The organism is Flagellimonas baculiformis (assembly GCF_033441575.1).
Classification (GTDB): domain Bacteria; phylum Bacteroidota; class Bacteroidia; order Flavobacteriales; family Flavobacteriaceae; genus Flagellimonas; species Flagellimonas baculiformis.
This window is the reverse complement of the sequence record NZ_JAUZVW010000001.1, coordinates 226178-246730: the sequence shown is the minus strand read 5'-3', so window position 1 is coordinate 246730 and position 20553 is coordinate 226178. Positions and strand designations below refer to the sequence as shown.

The 20553-nt window shown below is 46.4% G+C and carries 17 protein-coding genes; 12 read left to right on the top strand and 5 right to left on the bottom strand.

Annotation, left to right across the window (positions count from 1 at the left end):
• Positions 1 to 138: 138 nt before the first annotated feature.
• Positions 139 to 957 (bottom strand): 3-deoxy-8-phosphooctulonate synthase, encoded by an 819-nt coding sequence (gene kdsA / locus SD450_RS01155; protein WP_151890510.1) that lies wholly within the window; start codon positions 955 to 957, stop codon positions 139 to 141.
• A gap of 75 nt (positions 958 to 1032) precedes the next feature.
• Between kdsA and SD450_RS01150 the strand changes: the two genes are divergently transcribed.
• The 5 genes from SD450_RS01150 to typA all read left to right on the top strand — a co-directional run bounded on the left by SD450_RS01150 (position 1033) and on the right by typA (position 4863).
• Positions 1033 to 1617: a hypothetical protein gene (locus SD450_RS01150; protein WP_318342821.1), complete on the top strand. Its 585-nt coding sequence runs from the start codon at positions 1033 to 1035 to the stop codon at positions 1615 to 1617.
• Between the two features lie 64 nt (positions 1618 to 1681).
• Positions 1682 to 1927, top strand: a complete 246-nt coding sequence (locus tag SD450_RS01145) for a type II toxin-antitoxin system HicA family toxin (RefSeq protein WP_318342820.1) — start codon at positions 1682 to 1684, stop codon at positions 1925 to 1927.
• Positions 1928 to 1929: 2 nt separating this feature from the next.
• Positions 1930 to 2307, top strand: coding sequence for a type II toxin-antitoxin system HicB family antitoxin (locus SD450_RS01140; RefSeq protein WP_318342819.1), 378 nt, complete (start codon positions 1930 to 1932; stop codon positions 2305 to 2307).
• Between the two features lie 95 nt (positions 2308 to 2402).
• Positions 2403 to 2966, top strand: a complete 564-nt coding sequence (locus tag SD450_RS01135) for a hypothetical protein (protein WP_318342818.1) — start codon at positions 2403 to 2405, stop codon at positions 2964 to 2966.
• Positions 2967 to 3063: 97 nt separating this feature from the next.
• Entirely contained in the window at positions 3064 to 4863 is a 1800-nt protein-coding gene (gene typA, locus SD450_RS01130) for a translational GTPase TypA (protein WP_318342817.1), read from the top strand.
• Here typA and ppgK read toward each other — a convergent pair.
• Together ppgK and SD450_RS01120 are read right to left on the bottom strand one after the other, a co-directional pair.
• A complete protein-coding gene (gene ppgK, locus SD450_RS01125; protein ID WP_318342816.1) occupies positions 4860 to 5624 on the bottom strand; it encodes a polyphosphate--glucose phosphotransferase in 765 nt (254 codons plus the stop codon). The genes typA and ppgK overlap by 4 nt on opposite strands.
• 85 nt (positions 5625 to 5709) lie before the next feature.
• Positions 5710 to 6393, bottom strand: a complete 684-nt coding sequence (locus SD450_RS01120; RefSeq protein WP_318342815.1) for a cell division ATP-binding protein FtsE — start codon at positions 6391 to 6393, stop codon at positions 5710 to 5712.
• A gap of 147 nt (positions 6394 to 6540) precedes the next feature.
• Here SD450_RS01120 and SD450_RS01115 point away from each other — a divergent pair, with 147 nt between their 5' ends.
• From SD450_RS01115 to SD450_RS01105, 3 genes are all read left to right on the top strand, one after another.
• Entirely contained in the window at positions 6541 to 9564 is a 3024-nt protein-coding gene (locus SD450_RS01115; protein WP_318342814.1) for a tetratricopeptide repeat protein, read from the top strand.
• A gap of 12 nt (positions 9565 to 9576) precedes the next feature.
• Entirely contained in the window at positions 9577 to 11325 is a 1749-nt protein-coding gene (locus SD450_RS01110) for a TonB-dependent receptor (RefSeq protein WP_404828216.1), read from the top strand.
• Between the two features lie 68 nt (positions 11326 to 11393).
• Positions 11394 to 13013 (top strand): amidohydrolase, encoded by a 1620-nt coding sequence (locus tag SD450_RS01105; RefSeq protein ID WP_318342812.1) that lies wholly within the window; start codon positions 11394 to 11396, stop codon positions 13011 to 13013.
• Positions 13014 to 13057: 44 nt separating this feature from the next.
• Here SD450_RS01105 and SD450_RS01100 read toward each other — a convergent pair whose 3' ends face one another.
• Positions 13058 to 13588: a DUF2911 domain-containing protein gene (locus tag SD450_RS01100; RefSeq protein WP_318342811.1), complete on the bottom strand. Its 531-nt coding sequence runs from the start codon at positions 13586 to 13588 to the stop codon at positions 13058 to 13060.
• Positions 13589 to 13829: 241 nt separating this feature from the next.
• Here SD450_RS01100 and asnB point away from each other — a divergent pair, with 241 nt between their 5' ends.
• The 3 genes from asnB to SD450_RS01085 all read left to right on the top strand — a co-directional run bounded on the left by asnB (position 13830) and on the right by SD450_RS01085 (position 18784).
• Positions 13830 to 15500 (top strand): asparagine synthase B, encoded by a 1671-nt coding sequence (gene asnB / locus SD450_RS01095; protein ID WP_318342810.1) that lies wholly within the window; start codon positions 13830 to 13832, stop codon positions 15498 to 15500.
• 259 nt (positions 15501 to 15759) lie between these two features.
• Positions 15760 to 17700, top strand: coding sequence for a DNA topoisomerase (ATP-hydrolyzing) subunit B (gene gyrB / locus SD450_RS01090; RefSeq protein ID WP_318342809.1), 1941 nt, complete (start codon positions 15760 to 15762; stop codon positions 17698 to 17700).
• A 73-nt stretch (positions 17701 to 17773) separates the two neighbouring features.
• Positions 17774 to 18784 carry a DUF6588 family protein gene (locus tag SD450_RS01085; protein WP_318342808.1) on the top strand — a complete coding sequence of 337 codons (1011 nt, stop codon included), beginning with the start codon at positions 17774 to 17776 and terminating at the stop codon, positions 18782 to 18784.
• Between the two features lie 82 nt (positions 18785 to 18866).
• Here SD450_RS01085 and SD450_RS01080 read toward each other — a convergent pair whose 3' ends face one another.
• Positions 18867 to 19238 (bottom strand): hypothetical protein, encoded by a 372-nt coding sequence (locus tag SD450_RS01080; protein ID WP_318342807.1) that lies wholly within the window; start codon positions 19236 to 19238, stop codon positions 18867 to 18869.
• Between the two features lie 242 nt (positions 19239 to 19480).
• Between SD450_RS01080 and mdh the strand changes: the two genes are divergently transcribed.
• The gene (gene mdh / locus SD450_RS01075; protein WP_318342806.1) at positions 19481 to 20407 is read left to right on the top strand and encodes a malate dehydrogenase; all 927 of its coding nucleotides are present in this window, start codon (positions 19481 to 19483) and stop codon (positions 20405 to 20407) included.
• Positions 20408 to 20553: the final 146 nt, after the last annotated feature.

Below are 20553 nucleotides of genomic sequence, written 5' to 3'. Positions count from 1 at the left end.
GGTCTAAATAAATTTTCGAATGCAAATGTAAATCCCAACACTTGTTTGGCCAAAGAAAATTTAGACTAATTATAAATAAAACTTAAAATAAATTTTATCTACCTGTAATTCAATGAGTTGTTTTTAGAAATTTGAATGCTAAAGTGAGTTGATGGTAGTTCTGATGGCGGTCAAATCGGTCAGTAGTTTTTCCAACAAACTTAAATCCAACATATTGGCGCCATCACTTTTGGCATTTGCTGGATCAAAATGGGTTTCCATGAAAAGTCCGTCCACACCAGCGGCAATACCGGCCCTGGACATGGTGCCTATCAAAGCGGGTCTTCCACCCGTTACACCCGAAGATTGGTTGGGTTGTTGCAAGGAGTGGGTCACATCCAGCACCACAGGGGCATATTGCTTCATGGTTGGGATACCTCGAAAATCCACGATCATATCCTGATAACCGAACATGGTACCGCGATCGGTGATGATAGCTTGCTCGTTCCCGGTTTCGGTCACCTTGGTCACGGCATGCTTCATGCTTTCCGGGCTCATGAACTGTCCTTTTTTCAGGTTGACGACCTTTCCAGTTTCAGCCGCGGCCACCACCAAATCGGTCTGGCGCACCAAAAAAGCAGGAATTTGGAGCACGTCCACATATTCGGCGGCCATGGCCGCATCCGAAATTTCATGGATGTCCGTTACAGTAGGTACCCCGAATGTATCGGAAACTTTTTTGAGAATTTTCAATGCCTTTTCGTCCCCAATCCCGGTAAAGGAATCAATACGGCTCCGGTTGGCCTTTTTGAAACTTCCTTTGAACACGTAGGGAATCTGCAACTTGTCGGTTATGGAGACTACCGTTTCGGCAATTCGCATGGCCATGTCTTCCCCTTCTATGGCACAAGGTCCTGCCAAGAGGAAAAAGTTGTTGCTGTCCGTATGTTTTATCTGGGGTATTTTGGTGATGTCCATATCTTAAAGTTTGCACAAATATACTACATAAGCTTGGTAACCTTTTTAGATTTATTGGCATCAAAACCATCTAACATGATCCAAAAACTACTCATTTTTTCCGTATTGATGTTAAGCTGTTTTGGGGTTTTTGCCCAGTTTCAAGAGCGGGGCAGAACCTTTGACCTTGTCAATCTGGAACGTCATCAAGTCCGGTTCGACCTGCTCAGTCCTGGATTTAGTTACGAATTTGGATTGTTCAGGAACCAAAGCATCTCTACCGGATTGGGCTTGGCCACGGCCACTTATGAGGAGGGCTATGCATTTGGGTTGACCATGAACAACCGATATCGCTATTACCACAATTTCCAGAGACGGATTGACATGGATAAGAATGTTTCCGGGAATTCGGGCAACTACATTGCCGTGGCGCAGGCCATTTTCTTTTCACAACTACGGGTGTCCACCAACATTGAAGGTCCAAAGGATTTCAACCTTGGTTTTTATGGGATGGTGTATGGCATCCAACGGACGTATAAGAATGGGTTCAATTTCAATGCGGAACTGGGCGCTGGATTCTACAAAGGGGATGGTGTTCCCGATGGCTATGGCCCATTGGTCCATTTTACCTTCGGATGGGTCGCCACCAAGAGAAAATCGCGGGAGCCTGTATTTGACTAGGTGATAATTGTCAGTATCAAAAAGTAACTGTTTTTTAGTTACAAATTTCGGATTATATTTGTCCATGAGTAAAATTTCAAAACTGATTGTTAGGCTTAAAACGATTCCTAGGGATTTTACTTGGGATGAACTGGTAAAAGTGTTGAACCATTATGGATATATTGAAATTTCCAAGAAGGGAAAAACAGGAGGGTCTAGGGTCAAATTTTCAAATGATGACAAAAACATTATCAATCTCCACCGTCCCCACCCAGGCAACATTGTAAAAACTTATGTTTTGGAACAGGTTATAGAGAAATTGAATATATAGTTATGGCAGGTTATTTAAAATATAAAAATTACTACGGCACTGTTGAATATAGCAGTGAAGATAGGCTTCTTTATGGAAAAATAGTGGGGATCAACGACTTGGTCAACTATGAAGGGACTTCAATAGATGAACTGAACGAAAACTTTAAAGAGGCTGTCAATGACTACTTGGAAACTTGTAAGGAACTGGGCAAAGAACCGGAGAAAGTTTATAAGGGAATGTTCAATGTCCGTACCAGCAATAAAAGGCACAGAGAGTTGGCCATCATTGCCAGCAAACGAAATATAAAACTCAATGAAGTGGTCAATATCTCCTTTGATTATCTGATCAAGCATGAAGACATAGTCTTTAACGAATCCGGTGAAAACTATAATATTTAGATAGATTAATGAGAGTAAGGAACTCCTCTTTCTTTTTGGCCAAGAATACTATTTTGATAAAGTAACTGTTATTAAGATGACCAAATTGACCTACTATGCGCCGTTCCTTTTTATTGGTGATGTTGTTCTGCGGAATGATGGGCCATGCCCAATATGGCAAGAACTGTGAGATACGACAGGTAAAATTGAACATCTTCAATCCAGGGCTTGAATATGAAATGGGCGTGGGTGTGAACAGTACCTTGGACTTTAGGGTGGCATGGCAAGTGGCCTTGGAGCCTTCCCATACAGAACCTCTTGACCTTGAAAATCTGGATTTTTTCCCGGCCATTACGGCCCAGTACCGCTATTACCACAATTTTGATGGACGCTACCACCGCAGAAGGTCCATTTATGGAAACTCTGGGAATTATATCGCTCCCACCGTAGCCCTTTTTTCACCTGGCGAGCGAACAGTGGAGGGGCAACTGGTTGATGGTCTGCATGGATATGGTGGCTTGGTCTATGGTATCCAACGCAGTTATAATTCAGGGCTCAGCTTTTCCATTGATGCAGGTGCGGGCTACTATGCAGGGCCGTTCAAAGGGGCCATCCACCCTGTGGTGAACCTCAGTATCGGGTGGATCATCAGCGAAAAGCGATGGTGTGTGGGACTTTAAAACCCAAACCCGCACAAAATCAATAAGATAAAAATAACATTTGGAAGTGCGGACAAGTGGAAAATAGCAGTATCTTTGCGCGCTTAAAAATCAGGTTATGTCCAAAATCAAGAATATCGCAATCATTGCCCACGTTGACCACGGTAAGACCACTTTGGTGGATAAGATCATGTACCATTGCCAATTGTTCCGAGACAACGAGAACAAGGGCGATCTGATATTGGACAACAACGACCTGGAGCGGGAACGGGGGATCACCATTGTCTCCAAGAACGTTTCCGTGGTGTACAAGGATACCAAAATAAACATTATAGATACTCCTGGGCACGCCGATTTCGGTGGCGAAGTGGAGCGAGTTCTGAATATGGCCGATGGGGTGCTGTTGTTGGTGGATGCCTTCGAAGGTCCCATGCCACAGACCCGTTTCGTGCTACAAAAAGCCATAGACCTTGGTCTGAAGCCCTGTGTGGTCATCAACAAGGTGGACAAGGAAAACTGTACGCCCGAAGAGGTCCACGAAAAAGTATTCGATCTCATGTTCGAACTTGGGGCAGAGGAGTGGCAGTTGGATTTCCCGACCGTCTATGGTTCTGCCAAGAACAACTGGATGGGTACGGATTGGCAAAAGCCGACCCAGAACATCGAGCCACTTTTGGACATGGTCATTGAGCATGTGCCCCAGTTCAAGCCAGAGCAGGGAACAACTCAAATGTTGATCACTTCGTTGGATTACTCTTCATTCACGGGCCGTATCGCCATTGGAAGGCTGCAAAGAGGAACGCTCAAGGAAGGACAGAACATTTCCTTGGTAAAAAGGGATGGAAAAATCATCAAGACCAAAGTGAAGGAACTCTTCACCTTTGAAGGTCTGGGACGCCAAAAAGTACAAGAAGTGGTAGCAGGAGATATCTGTGCCATTGTGGGGATGGAAGGTTTTGAAATCGGTGACACCGTGGCCGATTTTGAAAAACCGGAGCAATTGAAGACCATCGCCATTGATGAGCCTACCATGAGCATGCTCTTCACTATCAATGACAGTCCATTTTTTGGAAAGGATGGGAAATTTGTGACCTCAAGGCACATCAAGGAACGTTTGGAAAGGGAGTTGGAAAAGAACTTGGCCCTAAGGGTACAGGAAACCAACAGTGCCGATAAATTTATGGTCTTTGGCCGTGGGGTATTGCACCTTTCGGTATTGATCGAGACGATGAGAAGGGAAGGATATGAGCTCCAGATTGGACAGCCACAGGTCATCATCAAGGAGATTGATGGTGTAAAATGTGAGCCCGTGGAGCATTTGACCATAGACCTGCCCGAAGAAGTTTCAGGAAAGGCTGTGGAAATGGTATCGATGCGAAAAGGGGAGATGACCAGCATGGAGGCCAAAGGTTCCCGAATGTTGTGTGAGTTCATCATCCCGTCCCGAGGGATCATCGGTCTGCGAAACCAGTTGTTGACCGCAACGGCTGGAGAGGCCATCATGGCGCACCGCTTTTTGGAATACCAACCTCTGAAAGGGGACATTCCCCAGCGATTGAACGGTTCGTTGGTGTCCATGGAAAACGGTACCGCCATTCCTTACTCGATTGACAAGCTTCAAGAAAGAGGCAAGTTCTTTATTGATCCGGGAGAGGATATCTACGAAGGTCAGGTGATCGGGGAAAATTCCCGTGGCGATGATATGACGGTGAACGTGACCAAGACCAAAAAGCTGTCCAACGTCCGATCTTCAGGAGCGGATGAAAAGGCAAAAATTGTACCTGCCATCAAGTTTTCTTTGGAAGAGGCCCTCGAATATATCCAGAAGGACGAATACGTCGAAGTGACCCCAAAACATCTTAGGATCCGTAAAATTTACCTGAAAGAGGTAGATAGAAAGCGAAACAAGGTAGTTTAACCTTTGGTCAGATGCCCGTGGTGCTGCTCCCTTAGGCAGGCCACGGCCGCACCGATGATTCCGGCGTGGTTCATCAGCTCCGCTTTGATTACCGGGGTGTCTATGTCAATGATATGACTGAACTCGTCCCAGTCTTTTGAGGTGCCACCACCTACAATGATAAGGTCGGGACTCACGATCAGTTCCACCAATTTCAAGAACTTATTGAAGCGCTTCCCCCATTTTTTGAAGTCCAGGTCTTCCCTTTCCTTGGCCGAGGCAGCGGCCCAACTTTCAATTTTTATATGTTTTTTATAAGGAATCTGCCCTAGTTCAAAATTCGGGATGAGCACCCCGTTGAAAAAGGCACCACTGCCAAGTCCTGTACCAATGGTGATCATGATCACCAGTCCGTTCTTTCCTTTTCCCACACCGTAGTTCATGGAGGCATATCCGGCAGCATCGGCATCGTTCAGCACCGTAAATTCCTGTCCTGTGGCTTCGGTGAAGAGTTCGTCGATGTTCACGCCCACCCAACTTTTATGAAGGTTGCCCTTGGACAAGCACACGCCATTTTTCACTATGGACGGAAAACCGCAGCCCACGGGACCCGTATAATTGAAATGCTCCACAATTTGGGCCACCACTTTGGCCATGGCCTGTGGCTTTTTGGATTTAGGCGTGGGGATGCGGAACCGTTCGGTCAACATTTCGCCGGTTTCGGCATTCACGAGCGCACCTTTGATGCCACTTCCTCCAATATCGATACCAAGAATTTCCATAAATGGCAGTGTGTTTTGTTTAGGCAAAGAAACAAAAAACTTTTTGGGGAGAAGACTTAGCCGGTATCTAATCCCGAAATATGGGTCATACCGCCTTTTGCACCACCTCAAAAACCTTGCTTCCGTCACATTTTAAGGTTTTGTGGGGATATTTGAGGATAAGGGCATAGTCGTGGGTGGCCATGATGATGGTACGTCCATTTTGGTTGATGTCCTGGAGCACCTTCATGACCTCGACGCTGGTTTGGGGGTCCAAGTTTCCCGTAGGCTCGTCGGCAAGGATGAGTTCGGGGTCGTTCAGCAGGGCACGGGCTATGGCAATGCGCTGTTGTTCCCCACCCGACAGTTCATGTGGAAATTTGAATCCCTTGGTCTTCATGCCGACCTTATCCAGAACCGCCTCGATTTTTTCGTCCATCTTGGTGGAATCTGTCCATCCGGTAGCCTTCAGGACAAAGCGAAGGTTGTTGTTCACATTCCGGTCTGGCAACAACTTAAAATCCTGAAAAACGATGCCCAATTTCCTGCGCAGAAAGGGAATGTCCTTCTCTTTGAGGGTTTTCAGGTCAAATTCAACCACTTGCCCGGCCCCTTGCCTGAGGGGAAGATCGGCATAGAGGGTCTTCATAAAGCTACTCTTCCCACTCCCGGTTTTTCCTATCACATACACAAACTCTCCTTTCTTTACTTCCAGGTCGATATGGTTCAGTACTAGGTTCTCATCTTGGAATACGGCAACGTCCTCTAATTTTACGATGGTCTCGGGCATAGCTTCATTTTGTGAAATAAAGGTACTAAGTTCAAAAATAATCCCCATTATTGATCAATCAATTTTTACATCTTTAGGGTATGAAACATACTTTGGCCTTAATTTTGACGTTATGACTAAAGTCAGTCGAGAACAGCGTAGAACACTATGAATCGAAAAAACCTCTTTGTGTTTCCCATTTTTTTGGGAACTTTTTTTGTGCTCAGTGCACAGGAAACCGAAATTTATACCCACGACAACAAAGCCTATCAAGATGCCCTGGCCCTGTACAACAACCAACAGTACCAGGCCGCGCAGACCATTTTCCAAACGGTAAAGGCCAGTACCAAGGATGGCGAGACGGAGGCCAACAGTGCCTATTATGCCGCCAATGCCGCCATACGGTTGAACCAGCGCGGAGCGGACAAAATGATGGAGGACTTTGTGGAGCGCTATCCCACGTCCACCAAACGCAATTCCGCTTTTTTGGACGTGGCCGATTATTATTTTGAGACGGGGAAATACCCATTTGCCCTCAAATGGTACAAAAAAGTGGATGAATCTTCCATGTCCTATGCAGACAAGGAGCGGTTCAACTTCAACAACGGTTATGCCCTTTATGCTTCCAACAGGCCAGGTGAGGCGGAACGGTATCTGAGCAAGGTTTCCACTTCCCAAAAATATGGATCGCAAGCCAAATATTATTTGGGGTACATTGCCTATGAGCAGGACGATTACAATCAGGCCAGTGCCCGTTTTGACCAGATCACGGACCCAGAGCTGCTCAATGAGAAGCTGTCCTATTACCAGGCCGACCTCAATTTTAAACTGGGCAAGTTCGAAGAAGCCATCGCCATGGCAGAAAAGCAGTTGCCCAAATCGGACCGGCAGGAAGTTTCCGAGCTCAACAAGATCATTGGTGAGAGCTATTTCAATCTGGAACAATATGGAAAGGCCATTCCGTACTTGGAAGGCTATAAGGGCAAACGGGGCAAGTTCAACAACACCGATTACTATTTGCTGGGATATAGCCATTACAAGCAAGGAGACTATCAGAATGCCATACAGCAATTCAATAAGATCATTGGAGGGTCCAACAATGTGTCGCAGAACGCATACTATCATTTGGCGGAATGCTATTTGAAGTTGGACAAGAAATCCGAAGCGCTCAATGCCTTCCGAAATGCATCACAAATGGATTACAGCCCCGAAATCCAGAAAGATGCCATGCTCAACTACGCCAGATTGAGCTACGAAATAGGCAATGCCTACGAGCCTGTTCCTCAGGTGTTGACTTCCTATTTGGAGAAATATCCCAAGGATGAAAACCAAATGGAGATCCAAGAACTTTTGGTGGACTCATACATCACTTCCCGTAATTTTGAAGGGGCCATGCAGCTTTTGGAGAAGAACAAGAACTATGCGAGCAAGGAAACCTATCAAAAAGTGGCCTACTATCGCGGGGTGGAGCTTTTTATCGATGGGGATTATGAAGCGGCCTTGGAACGTTTTTCCAAATCCTTGAAAAGTGCCGATAATGCAACTTTTGAGGCAAGGACCCTATATTGGAAGGCGGAATCTGCCTATCGGTTGAACCGTTTTCAAAAAGCCTTGGTCGATTTTGTGAAATTCCAACAACTTCCTGCATCCAAAGCGTTGCCGGAATACCAAGAGTTGGACTATAATCTGGGCTATTGCTACTTCAAACTGAAGGATTACAACAATGCGATAGCCTATTTCAAGAACGTGGTCAATTCCAACGCCCTTGATGAGGACCGCAAGAACGATGGTTATCTCCGTTTGGGGGACAGCTATTTCGTGACCAGCAAATATCAGTTGGCCATGAACGCCTACGACGCATCTTCCAAATTGAACGGACCGGAGAGGGACTATGCTGCGTTTCAGAAAACATTGTGCAGTGGATTTTTGGGCAACAATTCGGCCAAGATCGATGGGCTTATCGAATTTCTGGAGCGTTATCCCACCTCTTCGTTGCGGGATGATGCCCTTTTTGAACTCGGCAATTCCTATATCAAAAACAATCAGGAGAATTTGGGACTACGCACCTATGACCGTCTTGTGGCCGAATATGCAAAAAGTAAGTTTGCCCCCCAAGGCATGTTGCGCCAAGGCCTTGTGCACTATAATGCCAGTAGAAACCAACAGGCTTTGGATAAGTTGAAGGAAGTAGTGCAGAAATATCCGAACACCCAAGAGGCCAAACAGGCGGTGGCCACGGCCAAATTGGTCTATGTGGACGAAGGTAGGGTGAGCGAATATGCCGCATGGGCCAGAAACCTGGATTTTGTGGAGGTGACCGACTCTGAACTTGACAATGCCAGTTTTGAATCGGCTGAAAAGAAGCAGATAGAGGGTAAGACCGATGTGGCCATCAAAGGCTATGAGGACTATTTGAAACAGTTCCCGAACGGCCTTCATTCCGGAAGTGCCAATTTTGCCTTGGCCCAGCTTTATTTTGCCAAGGGGCAAAAAGACAAGGCCCTGCCACGGTACAAAGCAGTGGCCGATGGAGGGAACGGTGAATATACCGAGCAGGCATTGACCCGTGTCTGTGAGATTTATGTGGAAAAGCAAGATTATCAAAGCGCCATTCCCTACCTGAAACGATTGGAAAGCACGGCCGATATTTCCGAGAACAGGACCTTTGCCCAATCCAATTTGATGAAGGGGTATTATGGACAAAAAGACTATGGGCAGACCATAGCCTATGCCGAAAAGGTGTTGAAGGCGCCGAAAATTGACGATAGGATCAAGAGTGATGCGCAGATCATGATTGCACGCTCGGCCATCGCCACAGAAAATGAAGCACTGGCCAAGACCGCCTATCAGGATGTGAAGAAAATCGCTACGGGGGAACTCGCTGCCGAAGCGTGGTACTACGATGCGTATTTTAAAAATAAGGAGGGTGATTTTGAAGCCTCCAACACATCGGTACAGAAGTTGGCGAAGGATTACTCGGCCTACAAGACATGGGCCGGAAAGGGATTGGTGATCATGGCCAAAAATTTCTACAATTTGGGAGATGCCTTCCAGGCCACCTACATTTTGGAAAGCGTGATTTCCAATTTTTCGGACTATGATGAGATTGTCACCGAGGCCAAGAGCGAACTGGCCAGTATCAAGACGAAGGAAGCAGAGAGCAATTCATCGGTAGATCCCAACCAAAATTAAATGAGACACGACATGCAAAAGAGAACCTATATATTTCCATTACTTTTTTTGAGCCTTTTTGGAACCCTTTTCGGTCAGGAGACCGATGATATCGGCACGGAGACGGTAACGGTGGTGAAACCGTATTCCCCTACCGTTTCGGATGCCTTCAAGATCAAATCGGCACCCAATCTGAACGATTCCATCGTGCTGCAAAAAAAGAAGATAGACTACAGTATTTTTTCCGTTCCGGTGGCGTCCACCTTTACCCCGGCCAAGGGAAAGGCATCGGGAGTGAAGAAGACCCCGCCACCCACGCTGTACAATTCGTATGCTTCGGTAGGGCTGGGCAACTATAACAATGCCTTGGTGGATTTTTATACCAGCAGGGAGTTCAACAGGGGAGAGGACCTGTTGGATTTTGGCCTGACCCACAATTCATCAAGGGGCGATCTGGATTCCACACCTTTGGACACGGAGTTCTACAATACAAAACTTGATGCGTCCTACGCCAAAAGGGACAGATATATGGATTGGGGTGCCAGTATAGGGCTTCAGCACCAACTGTACAACTGGTATGGGATAGAGAACGGGGCCTATAGCGAGGATGTTGTTGCCGCCATGGACGAACAGCAAAATTATTTCAATGCAGAGGCAAAGGCCCATTTGAACATGGAGGATTCCTTTTTCAAACAAGGGAACCTGCTTTTGAGGCGTTTTTGGGATGCCACGGAATCCGCGGAAAACCGTTTAGTGCTCAACCCGACCTTTGAACTGCCTGTTACCGAGGAGCTGATCACCATTTCTGCCAAGTTGGATTATGTGGGCGGAAATTTCAAAAATGCATCATTGAACAATACGACCAATACCGGGGAGATCAATTACAGCCATTTGCAGGCCGGTGTGACCCCGAGTCTCCTCATCCTACGTGATGATCTTACCCTGAATCTGGGAGCGAACATTGTGTATGGTCTTGACACCGAAAACAGTGACAGCAATTTCTATATCTATCCAGCCGTGACCGCTTCGTACCGTCTTTTGGATGAAAATGTGATTGCCTACGGGGGGATAGAGGGGGAATTGAAGCAAAACTCGTATCACGATTTTGTGGATGACAACCCTTACGTGTCGCCGACCTTGGATATTCTGCCGACCGATCAGCAATATGAAGGCTATTTAGGTTTAAAGGGACAGTTGATGTCCAATGTTGGGTACAACATTAAAGGTTCCTATACCGCAGAGAACAGAAGGCCCTTGTTTTTGCTGAACCCTATCAATATCAGGGATGATGAGAAAAGCTATTATTACGGCAATTCCTTTCAGGTGTTTTATGATGATATGAAGACCTTGGGCGTGTTCGGGGAAATCAATGTTGATATCAACCGCAACTTTACCTTGGGGGTGAATGCGGAATTTTATGATTATGATACGGAAACGGACAATCCTGCTTGGAACCTTCCTTCCATCAAAGGATCATTGTTCATGGATTACCAGATTACCGATCAATGGTACATGGGCGCCAATTTGTTTTATGTGGGTGAACGGGACGATTTGATATCGCAGGCCATTGATGGTGCAGTACCTTCTGAATTTCCATCGACCATCGTGACCTTGGACGGTTTTTTTGATGCCAATGCCCATCTGGGGTACAGGTTCAATGAGCAACTTTCCATTTTTGTGAAGGCTTCCAATATTGCCAACAACAACTATCAAAACTGGGCCAATTTCAGGGTGCAGGGCTTTCAGGCCTTGGCCGGGGTGTCCTACAAGTTTGATTTTTAAAGCTCGTAGAGAATAGTTTATTCTTGAAGACATATATGTATTTCCTATTTTTGGAAAAACCATCAAGAATGAAAAAAATCCTTTCAATTCTAGTATTGCCTCTTTTGTTGGCCTGTAACTCCAAGCAAGAAGTGGACATGATCGTTCACAATGCCAACATCTATACAGTAGATGAAGAATTCTCCAAGGCAAGTTCCGTGGTCATCAAGGATGGAAAGTTTCTGGAAGTGGGAGAAAGCGAAGTCCTCCAAAAAAAATACAACGCCAAAGAAGTGTTGGATGCCGAAGGGAAGACAATCGTCCCAGGACTCATAGACGCCCATTGCCATTTTTATGGGCTTGGACTGAACCAACAAGTAGTGGATTTGGTAGGTACTTCCAGTTTTGATGAAATTGTGGACAAAGTGGCCGCTTTCCAAAAAGAACGTCCCGCCAGTTATATTCGCGGCAGAGGTTGGGACCAAAATGATTGGGAAGAAAAGGAGTTTCCCACCAAGGACAAACTTGATGAACTGTTCCCGGACATCCCCGTGGTTCTGGAACGAATTGATGGGCATGCCTATCTGGTGAACCAAAAGGCACTGGATTTGGCAGGGATAACCATGGAAACCCAAATGGATGGTGGGGAAATTGTGAAGAAGAACGGGGCAATCACTGGTGTTTTAGTGGATAACCCTATGGGTATGGTCGATGCCGTTATCCCACAACCCACCAAGGAACAACAAATCCAAGCCCTGAAAGATGCCGAACGGATATGTTTGGGTCATGGCCTCACCACGGTCAACGATGCGGGCTTGGGCAGACAGACCATAGAACTCATCGATAGCCTCCAGCAAGCGGGGGACTTGTCCATAAGGATCTACGCCATGGTTTCCAACACACCGGACAACCTGGACTATTTTTTGGACAAGGGGATCATCAAAACAGATAAGTTGAACGTCCGCTCCGTGAAAGTTTATGGGGACGGAGCATTGGGATCTAGGGGAGCCGCATTAAAAGCCCCTTATGCTGATCAAGCCGGGCATTATGGGGCCATGGTCACCCCTGTGGCCGAAATCGGTGCCCTGGCCGAACGTATTGCCGCTTCTGATTATCAAATGAACACCCATGCCATTGGCGATTCTGCCAATGTGGTCGTGCTCAGGGCCTATCAAAAAGCTTTGCAGGGCAAGGAAGACCGGCGGTGGAAAGTGGAACATGCCCAAGTGGTATCAATGCAGGATTTCGATTATTTTGAAGATGGGATCATTCCATCCGTGCAACCCACACATGCCACCAGCGATATGTATTGGGCAGGGGATAGACTGGGTCCCGACCGCGTAAAGGGTGCCTATGCCTACAAAACATTGTTGGAAAAGGCGGGAATCGTGGCTTTGGGAACCGATTTTCCCGTGGAGCAGGTAAGCCCTTTCCTGACATTTTATGCCGCGGTGGCCAGACAGGACCAAGAACAGTATCCGGAAGGAGGGTTCCAGATGAAGGATGCCCTCTCCAGGGAAGAAACCCTAAAGGGAATGACCCTTTGGGCGGCCTATTCCAACTTTGAGGAGAACGAGAAAGGAAGCATTGAGCCGGGGAAGCTTGCCGATTTTGTTATCCTCAGCGATGACATCATGACCGTCCCTGTGGAAAACATCCCAAGTTTAAAGGCGGAGCAAGTTTTTTTGAATGGTGTTAGGGTAAAATAAAAAAAGCGGGGAAGGCCCCGCTTTTTCATATCGAATAATCTGTATTAGAAACTGATTGGCAGGGAAACCCTTGTGGTGCCCCATCCCATGACCATTTCACCATCATCTTCAAAAGCAATGGAAAAAGCTTCCAATTCCTCATCGTCAGTGCTGGCAGTAGCGGTAACCCTGGCTACGTCCGCATCGCTGTCATAGGAATACGCCCCCCATTGGTTCAAATTACTGTTCAGGATAACGGTCCATTCATCATCCCCAGGAATGGTAAACAAGGAATACGTACCCGCCTTGACGGTCTTACCTCCAATGGTGGCATCCTTGTAAAAAGTAACTTCAGTGGCCTCGTTGGCACCGGTTCTCCACACCTTTCCTTCAGGAGCAAGGTCGGCCAAACTACGGCCTTTCAATTGTGGTCGGCTGTAGATCACACGGACGGACTTATCGGCCTCCTTGTAACTAGCTGGATAAGAAGCGATGTCCAAGGGACTCTTGTCCAGACCGCTGAATTTTTGGGCTGTGGCCTCTGTGGAAAAAACCATGGCAAAAGCAAAGAATGTCAGTAAAAATAGATTTTTCATGATTGTGATTTTAGTTGTTTTCAAAACTAGAATTTATTCAATGTTGTTTGTATAAAAAGACGTTAAAATTGAAGAACCTTACAGAATGCTCCAGATTGATATGCTCTTTCGCTAAAAAAGTTTCATAAAAATATATTTTTATATTTTATATAAATAAAATGTAACCAAAATATGCATTATTGTTTTATTTCAAAAGTTGAATATTCATTTTTGTATAAAAATTGTAATAAATTATATTTGTATGTGTGGAATTGTTTGCGCATTTGATGTGAAGGAAAGCACGGAAGTGTTGAGGCCCCAATTATTGGAAATGTCCAAAAAAGTGAGACATAGGGGTCCCGATTGGAGTGGGATTTATTCGGATGACAAGGCCATTTTGGCCCATGAAAGGTTGGCGATCGTGGATCCTGCCTCAGGGAAACAACCTTTGTTGAGTGCCGATGGAAAACTTGTGCTTGCCGCCAATGGCGAAATCTATAACCATCAAGAACTGAGAAAACAGTTCGAAGGAAAATATACGTTCAAGACCCAATCCGATTGCGAGGTCATTTTGGCGCTCTACCAAGAAAAGGGTGTGGATTTCATTGATGAAATGAACGGGATTTTTGGCTTTGCCATATACGACAGCGAAAAGGATGAATATTTCATCGCCCGTGACCATATGGGGATCATTCCGTTGTATATCGGTTGGGACAAAAACGGTACTTTTTATGTGGCCTCCGAATTGAAGGCTTTGGAAGGCACCTGTTCCAAGATCCAACTTTTTCCTCCCGGACACTATTTGCACAGTTCGGACGGGGAGTTCAAGAGATGGTACCAACGGGATTGGATGGAATACGATGCCGTCAAGGAAAACAAGACCAGCATTGAGGAGATCAAAGTGGCCTTGGAGGCCGCGGTGCACCGCCAATTGATGTCCGATGTGCCCTATGGGGTGCTGCTTTCCGGTGGATTGGACTCTTCCGTGACCTCGGCCATCGCCAAAAGATATTCCCAAAAAAGGATTGAATCCGGTGATACCGCCGATGCCTGGTGGCCACAATTGCATTCCTTTTCAGTGGGATTGGAAGGTTCGCCCGATTTGGCCGCTGCCCAAAAAGTGGCCAAACATATCGGGACCATACACCACGAGATAAAATTCACCATCCAGGAAGGCTTGGATGCCATAAAGGATGTCATCTACAACCTCGAGACCTACGATATCACCACCATCAGGGCGAGCACGCCGATGTATTTGATGGCAAGGGTCATCAAGTCGATGGGGATCAAAATGGTGCTTTCCGGAGAGGGTGCTGATGAGTTGTTCGGAGGTTACCTGTATTTCCACAAGGCACCAAGTCCAAAGGACTTCCATGAAGAAACCGTGCGCAAGTTGGACAAACTCCATATGTACGATTGCCTCAGGGCCAACAAATCCTTGGCGGCATGGGGAATAGAGGGCAGGGTTCCATTTTTGGACAAGGAATTTATGGATGTGGCGATGCGAATCAACCCAAAGGACAAGATGATCAACGGGGAGCGCATGGAAAAATGGGTGGTGCGAAAAGCATTCGAGTCCTATCTTCCCGAAAGTGTGGCCTGGAGACAAAAGGAACAATTTTCTGATGGAGTAGGGTATAGTTGGATAGACACCCTAAAATCCATGGTGCAGGAAGAAGTGACCGATGAGCAATTGCAGAACGCCCACTTCAAGTTCCCGATACAGACACCCACCACCAAAGAGGAATATTATTACCGTTCCATTTTTGAGGGACATTTTCCTTCGGATGCGGCTGCGCTGAGCGTTCCACAAGAACCTTCGGTCGCCTGCAGTACCAGGATAGCCCTGGAGTGGGACGAGGCCTTTAAGAACATGAACGACCCATCAGGTAGGGCCGTTGCCAAAGTACATGCCGATGCTTATGTAAAATAACCCAACCTATAATAACCAACCAACGATATGGAGCAGGAAGATGCTGTTTTGTTTCATTTTCAATTAGTCAGAAAAACCCCTTCGACAAGGGGTTTTTCGTTGGTGGTCGGGTTATGATCCAGAACATTTGTACAGGCCTTCGTTTTCCACAGATTTTGTTGATAACTTAGGGGGTTCATTGTCCCTCTATGGCCTAATTCCACTGGCTATTCCTTATATTTGTAGGATTTGAAAAATTCAAGGCAAATACTAAGAATATATGAGCGAAGAAGCGAACAAGAAACAATACTCGGCGGATAGTATCCAGGCCCTCGAGGGCATGGAACACGTGCGTATGAGACCTTCCATGTATATTGGTGATGTAGGGGTCAGGGGGTTGCACCATTTGGTATATGAAGTGGTGGACAACTCCATCGATGAGGCCATGGCCGGCTATTGCGATGCGATTGATGTGGTCATTAATGAAGATAACTCCATAACCGTTAAGGACAATGGTAGGGGTATCCCTGTCGATCTGCACAAAAAAGAAGGAGTTTCTGCTCTTGAAGTGGTCATGACCAAGATTGGGGCTGGAGGGAAGTTTGACAAAGATTCCTATAAAGTTTCCGGGGGACTTCATGGTGTGGGGGTTTCTGTGGTCAACGCACTTTCCAATCATCTAAAAGCGACTGTACATAGGGACGGAAAAATCTGGGAACAGGAATATGAGAAGGGCAAGACGCTCTATCCTGTAAAGAGCATTGGGGAAAGTGATGAAACGGGTACCGTGGTTACCTTTATTCCTGATGACACCATCTTTACCCAGACCACAGAATACAATTATGAGACCTTGGCGAACAGGATGCGGGAGCTGTCGTATCTGAACAAAGGCATCACCATTACGCTTACCGATAAACGAAACAAGGACGACAAGGGAGAGTTTATTTCCGAAACCTTTCACTCCGAAGAAGGATTGAAAGAATTCATCAGATTCTTGGATGGAAACAGAGAGCCCCTCACCCAAAGCGTCATCTCCATGGAAGGGGAGAAGAACGGCATACCTGTGGAAGTGGCCATGGTCTATAACACAGGTTATACCGAGAACCTCCATTCCTATGTGAACAATATCAATACCCACGAAGGGGGTACGCACCTTTCCGGATTCAGGAGGGGGTTGACCACCACCTTGAAAAAATATGCCGACAATTCCGGTATGTTGGACAAACTAAAGTTTGAGATCTCAGGGGATGACTTCCGCGAAGGACTTACCGCCATTGTTTCCGTAAAAGTGGCCGAGCCCCAGTTTGAAGGTCAGACCAAGACCAAGCTGGGCAACCGCGAAGTCACCAGTGCCGTGAGCCAGGCCGTTTCCGAAATGCTGACCGACTATCTGGAGGAACACCCAGAGGATGCCAAACAGATCGTGGAAAAGGTAAAATTGGCCGCACAGGCAAGACATGCCGCTGCCAAGGCCCGTGAAATGGTCCAGCGTAAAAACCCGATGAGTGTTGGGGGATTACCTGGTAAACTTTCCGATTGTTCCGAACAAGATCCCACCAAATGCGAAGTGTTCCTCGTTGAGGGAGATTCGGCAGGTGGTACCGCCAAACAAGGACGGGACCGAAATTTCCAGGCCATTTTGCCCTTGCGTGGTAAGATTTTGAACGTTGAGAAAGCCATGCAGCACAAGGTCTTTGAAAACGAGGAGATCAAGAACATTTATACGGCGTTGGGAGTTACCATCGGAACCGAAGAGGATAGCAAGGCATTGAACTTGGACAAACTCCGTTACCACAAAGTGGTCATCATGTGTGATGCGGATGTCGATGGTAGCCACATTGAAACCTTGATCCTTACCTTCTTCTTCCGCTACATGCGGGAGTTGATAGAGGCAGGACACGTTTACATCGCCACTCCACCATTGTACTTGGTGAAAAAGGGATCGAAAAAACGCTATGCATGGACCGATAAGGAGCGTGATGAAATAGTGGCCTCCATGAACGGGGGGGCTGGCATCCAACGTTATAAAGGTCTTGGGGAAATGAACGCGGAACAATTGTGGGACACCACCATGAATCCGGAGTTCCGTACCCTGAGACAAGTAAGCATAGACAACGCCACCGAGTCGGACCGTATCTTCTCCATGTTGATGGGGGATGAGGTACCGCCAAGAAGGGAATTCATCGAAAAAAATGCCGTCTATGCCAACATAGATGCATAGATAACGGTTATTTCACAACAAAAACTCGCCCCAACAAGGCGAGTTTTTTAGTTTTAAGGAAAAATTTTACAAAATGAAGAAAATCATACTGCTCACAGCTTTGCTGGGAGTAACTTTCGGTAAGGCCCAAGACCTGAATGACATTTTCGTTTCCGGGGTCGATGATGCGGAACGTTTTGCCAATGCCTATTTGGCACCTGTTTCCGAAGCGGCCATCTATAGTATTTCCACAGGATGGTACAACAGTGCGGATTCCAAACCCCTCGGTGGTTTTGAGATATCCATCGTAGGAAACATGACAGGATTTAAGAACAAGGATGACAAGAAAGCCTTTTTGTTGGATCCCAGTGATTACGAAAATCTGGACTTTGTGCAAAACCCAGGTGAGGCACGATTGGTTTCAACGGGTCTTGGCGACATTGAGGGAATCGAGGTTTTTGTGGAGGATGAAAGCGGTATCTTCAGGGAAGAATTTGAACTTCCTTCGGGGTTGGCCTCCGAAAATCTCAACTTTATACCTTCCGGATATCTCCAAGGAAGTGTGGGATTGATCAAAGGATTGGAGGTAAAGGCCCGTTTTTTGCCCAAGATCAAATTTGATGATGATGCCAAAATAGGATTGTTTGGGGCAGGTGTCCAATATGATTTCACCAAGTTGCTCCCGGCCGATAAAGTATTGCCCGTGGCCATTTCAGCAGTGATTGGCTATACCAACCTCAATGGGGATTACGATTTTACGGATTCGGGTTTGATCGATGGTAGTGACCAGCGCATTGAAGCATCTTTCAACACATGGAACTTCAGTGCCGTCGTCTCCACCCGAAATATTCCTGTGATCAACTTTTATGGAGGTCTGGGCTATATCACGGGTAAATCGGATATCGATGTATTGGGAACCTATCAGGCCAATGGCCCGTTCTTTTCCGAAACAGTCGTGGATCCTTTTTCCGTTTCCAAAAAAGCCAGTGGGGTCAATGTCAATTTGGGCACCAAGTTGAAGTTGGGATTCTTCAGGATCAATGCGGAATATAATATTGCCGAGTTCAGCACCTTCACCTTTGGTCTCAACTTTGGATTCAGATAGTATCACCAACCGACCACCCAAAATAAAGTGGGCCACGACAAACGTCGTGGCCCACTATTTTCATATATGTTGGTCTTCAGGTTCACTCCCTAGTAGCGAAGACCGCGCCGTTGTCTAGGGCTAAAATTTCAGGATCTTGGGCTTTCATTAAGCTGACCGTAACATCGGTCACTTGGGGATCGCCATATATTATGGTGTAGGTCCCGTTTTCAACGGACCATTTAAAATCGGTATAAAAAACTAGTTTTGAATTGGAGTAGCTCTGGTACCTGCCCAGATACACATCGTTGAAGATCCATTCCTCGCGGGTCGTCTCAGAACCCTTGCCTTCTATGGTGGAAGATTGTGTTTTGGCCCAGATACCCAAAATAGGGTCGTTGTTCTCTGGAATGCGGCTACAGTTGCTTACGGCAATAATGCCTATGATGGACAACAATGAAAAGAGCTTTTTCATAGGTCAGTAGGTTAAATTGATTTTGGGACTATTAGAACGCTGGGAGGTGGGGAACTATTGCTCCGGATTCGTCAAAAAATAAAGAAAAAAGGATTTCTTCGATGAACGGACAGTTTTCTTAACATTTAAGAGGTCGAATATTCGGGGACATTTGCAAAATGAAACCATTAAAACTGGTGTAAGTCAGCTTTTTTCTAAGTGAAATGCCTTATTTTTGAGCGTTAAAATTTAAACTTATACAAATGAAAGTTACCGTAGTTGGAGCAGGCGCAGTGGGAGCTAGCTGTGCAGAATACATAGCAATGAAAAATTTTGCCTCGGAAGTGGTTTTGTTGGATATCAAGGAAGGATATGCCGAAGGAAAGGCGATGGATCTGATGCAGACCGCCTCCCTTATGGGCTTTGATACCAAGATCACCGGGAGCACCAACGATTATGGTAAAACCGCCAACAGTGATGTGGCAGTGATCACCTCAGGGATTCCCCGCAAGCCGGGAATGACCCGTGAAGAACTTATCGGGATCAATGCGGGAATCGTGAAAACCGTGGCCACCAACCTTTTGGAGCATTCGCCCAATGCCACAATCATCGTGGTGAGCAACCCTATGGACACCATGACCTATTTGGTGCACAAGGCCACTGGCCTGCCAAAGAACAAGATCATTGGTATGGGAGGTGCATTGGACAGTGCCCGTTTCAAATACAGATTGGCCGAGGTCCTTGGAGCCCCTATCTCCGATGTTGACGGTATGGTGATCGGTGGCCATAGCGATGTGGGTATGGTTCCCCTTATTGGCCATGCAACCAGAAATAGTGTAAAAGTTTCCGAGTTCCTTTCCGAAGAGAAAATGGAATGGGTAGTGGAAGAGACCAAGGTAGGTGGTGCCACTTTGACCAAGCTTTTGGGCACCAGTGCCTGGTATGCACCCGGAGCAGCGGTTTCGTCAATGGTACAGGCCATCGCCTGCGACCAAAAGAAAATGTTCCCATGTTCCACTATGCTGGACGGGGAGTATGGTCTTTCTGACATCTGTATCGGGGTGCCCGTGATATTGGGCAAGAACGGTATAGAGCAGATTGTTGAGATCAAACTTTCCGATGCCGAAAAGGCCAAAATGCAGGAAAGTGCCGAAGGCGTTAGAAAGACCAACGGATTGCTCCAAGTATAATCCCATCAAATTGACCACAAGATTGTCATTTCGGGTTTGAACAGCGGTGAATCCCAAACGAATGGTTGTAGGGATTGCTGTTGGATTCGGAATGACAATTTTGTTTTTACCAACCAATGCTCAGGCGTATTTGCAATTCAATCAAT

Excerpts from the sequence above, each read along its gene's own strand:
- SD450_RS01085 (WP_318342808.1), top strand. The coding sequence starts at position 17,774 with ATGAAGAAAATCATACTGCTCACAGCTTTGCTGGGAGTAACTTTCGGT.
- SD450_RS01145 (WP_318342820.1), top strand. The coding sequence starts at position 1,682 with ATGAGTAAAATTTCAAAACTGATTGTTAGGCTTAAAACGATTCCTAGG.
- kdsA (WP_151890510.1), bottom strand. The coding sequence starts at position 957 with ATGGACATCACCAAAATACCCCAGATAAAACATACGGACAGCAACAAC.
- ppgK (WP_318342816.1), bottom strand. The coding sequence starts at position 5,624 with ATGGAAATTCTTGGTATCGATATTGGAGGAAGTGGCATCAAAGGTGCG.
- SD450_RS01105 (WP_318342812.1), top strand. The coding sequence starts at position 11,394 with ATGAAAAAAATCCTTTCAATTCTAGTATTGCCTCTTTTGTTGGCCTGT.
- SD450_RS01110 (WP_404828216.1), top strand. The coding sequence starts at position 9,577 with ATGCAAAAGAGAACCTATATATTTCCATTACTTTTTTTGAGCCTTTTT.
- asnB (WP_318342810.1), top strand. The coding sequence starts at position 13,830 with ATGTGTGGAATTGTTTGCGCATTTGATGTGAAGGAAAGCACGGAAGTG.
- SD450_RS01120 (WP_318342815.1), bottom strand. The coding sequence starts at position 6,393 with ATGCCCGAGACCATCGTAAAATTAGAGGACGTTGCCGTATTCCAAGAT.
- SD450_RS01080 (WP_318342807.1), bottom strand. The coding sequence starts at position 19,238 with ATGAAAAAGCTCTTTTCATTGTTGTCCATCATAGGCATTATTGCCGTA.
- mdh (WP_318342806.1), top strand. The coding sequence starts at position 19,481 with ATGAAAGTTACCGTAGTTGGAGCAGGCGCAGTGGGAGCTAGCTGTGCA.
- SD450_RS01100 (WP_318342811.1), bottom strand. The coding sequence starts at position 13,588 with ATGAAAAATCTATTTTTACTGACATTCTTTGCTTTTGCCATGGTTTTT.
- typA (WP_318342817.1), top strand. The coding sequence starts at position 3,064 with ATGTCCAAAATCAAGAATATCGCAATCATTGCCCACGTTGACCACGGT.
- SD450_RS01135 (WP_318342818.1), top strand. The coding sequence starts at position 2,403 with ATGCGCCGTTCCTTTTTATTGGTGATGTTGTTCTGCGGAATGATGGGC.
- SD450_RS01140 (WP_318342819.1), top strand. The coding sequence starts at position 1,930 with ATGGCAGGTTATTTAAAATATAAAAATTACTACGGCACTGTTGAATAT.
- gyrB (WP_318342809.1), top strand. The coding sequence starts at position 15,760 with ATGAGCGAAGAAGCGAACAAGAAACAATACTCGGCGGATAGTATCCAG.
- SD450_RS01115 (WP_318342814.1), top strand. The coding sequence starts at position 6,541 with ATGAATCGAAAAAACCTCTTTGTGTTTCCCATTTTTTTGGGAACTTTT.
- SD450_RS01150 (WP_318342821.1), top strand. The coding sequence starts at position 1,033 with ATGATCCAAAAACTACTCATTTTTTCCGTATTGATGTTAAGCTGTTTT.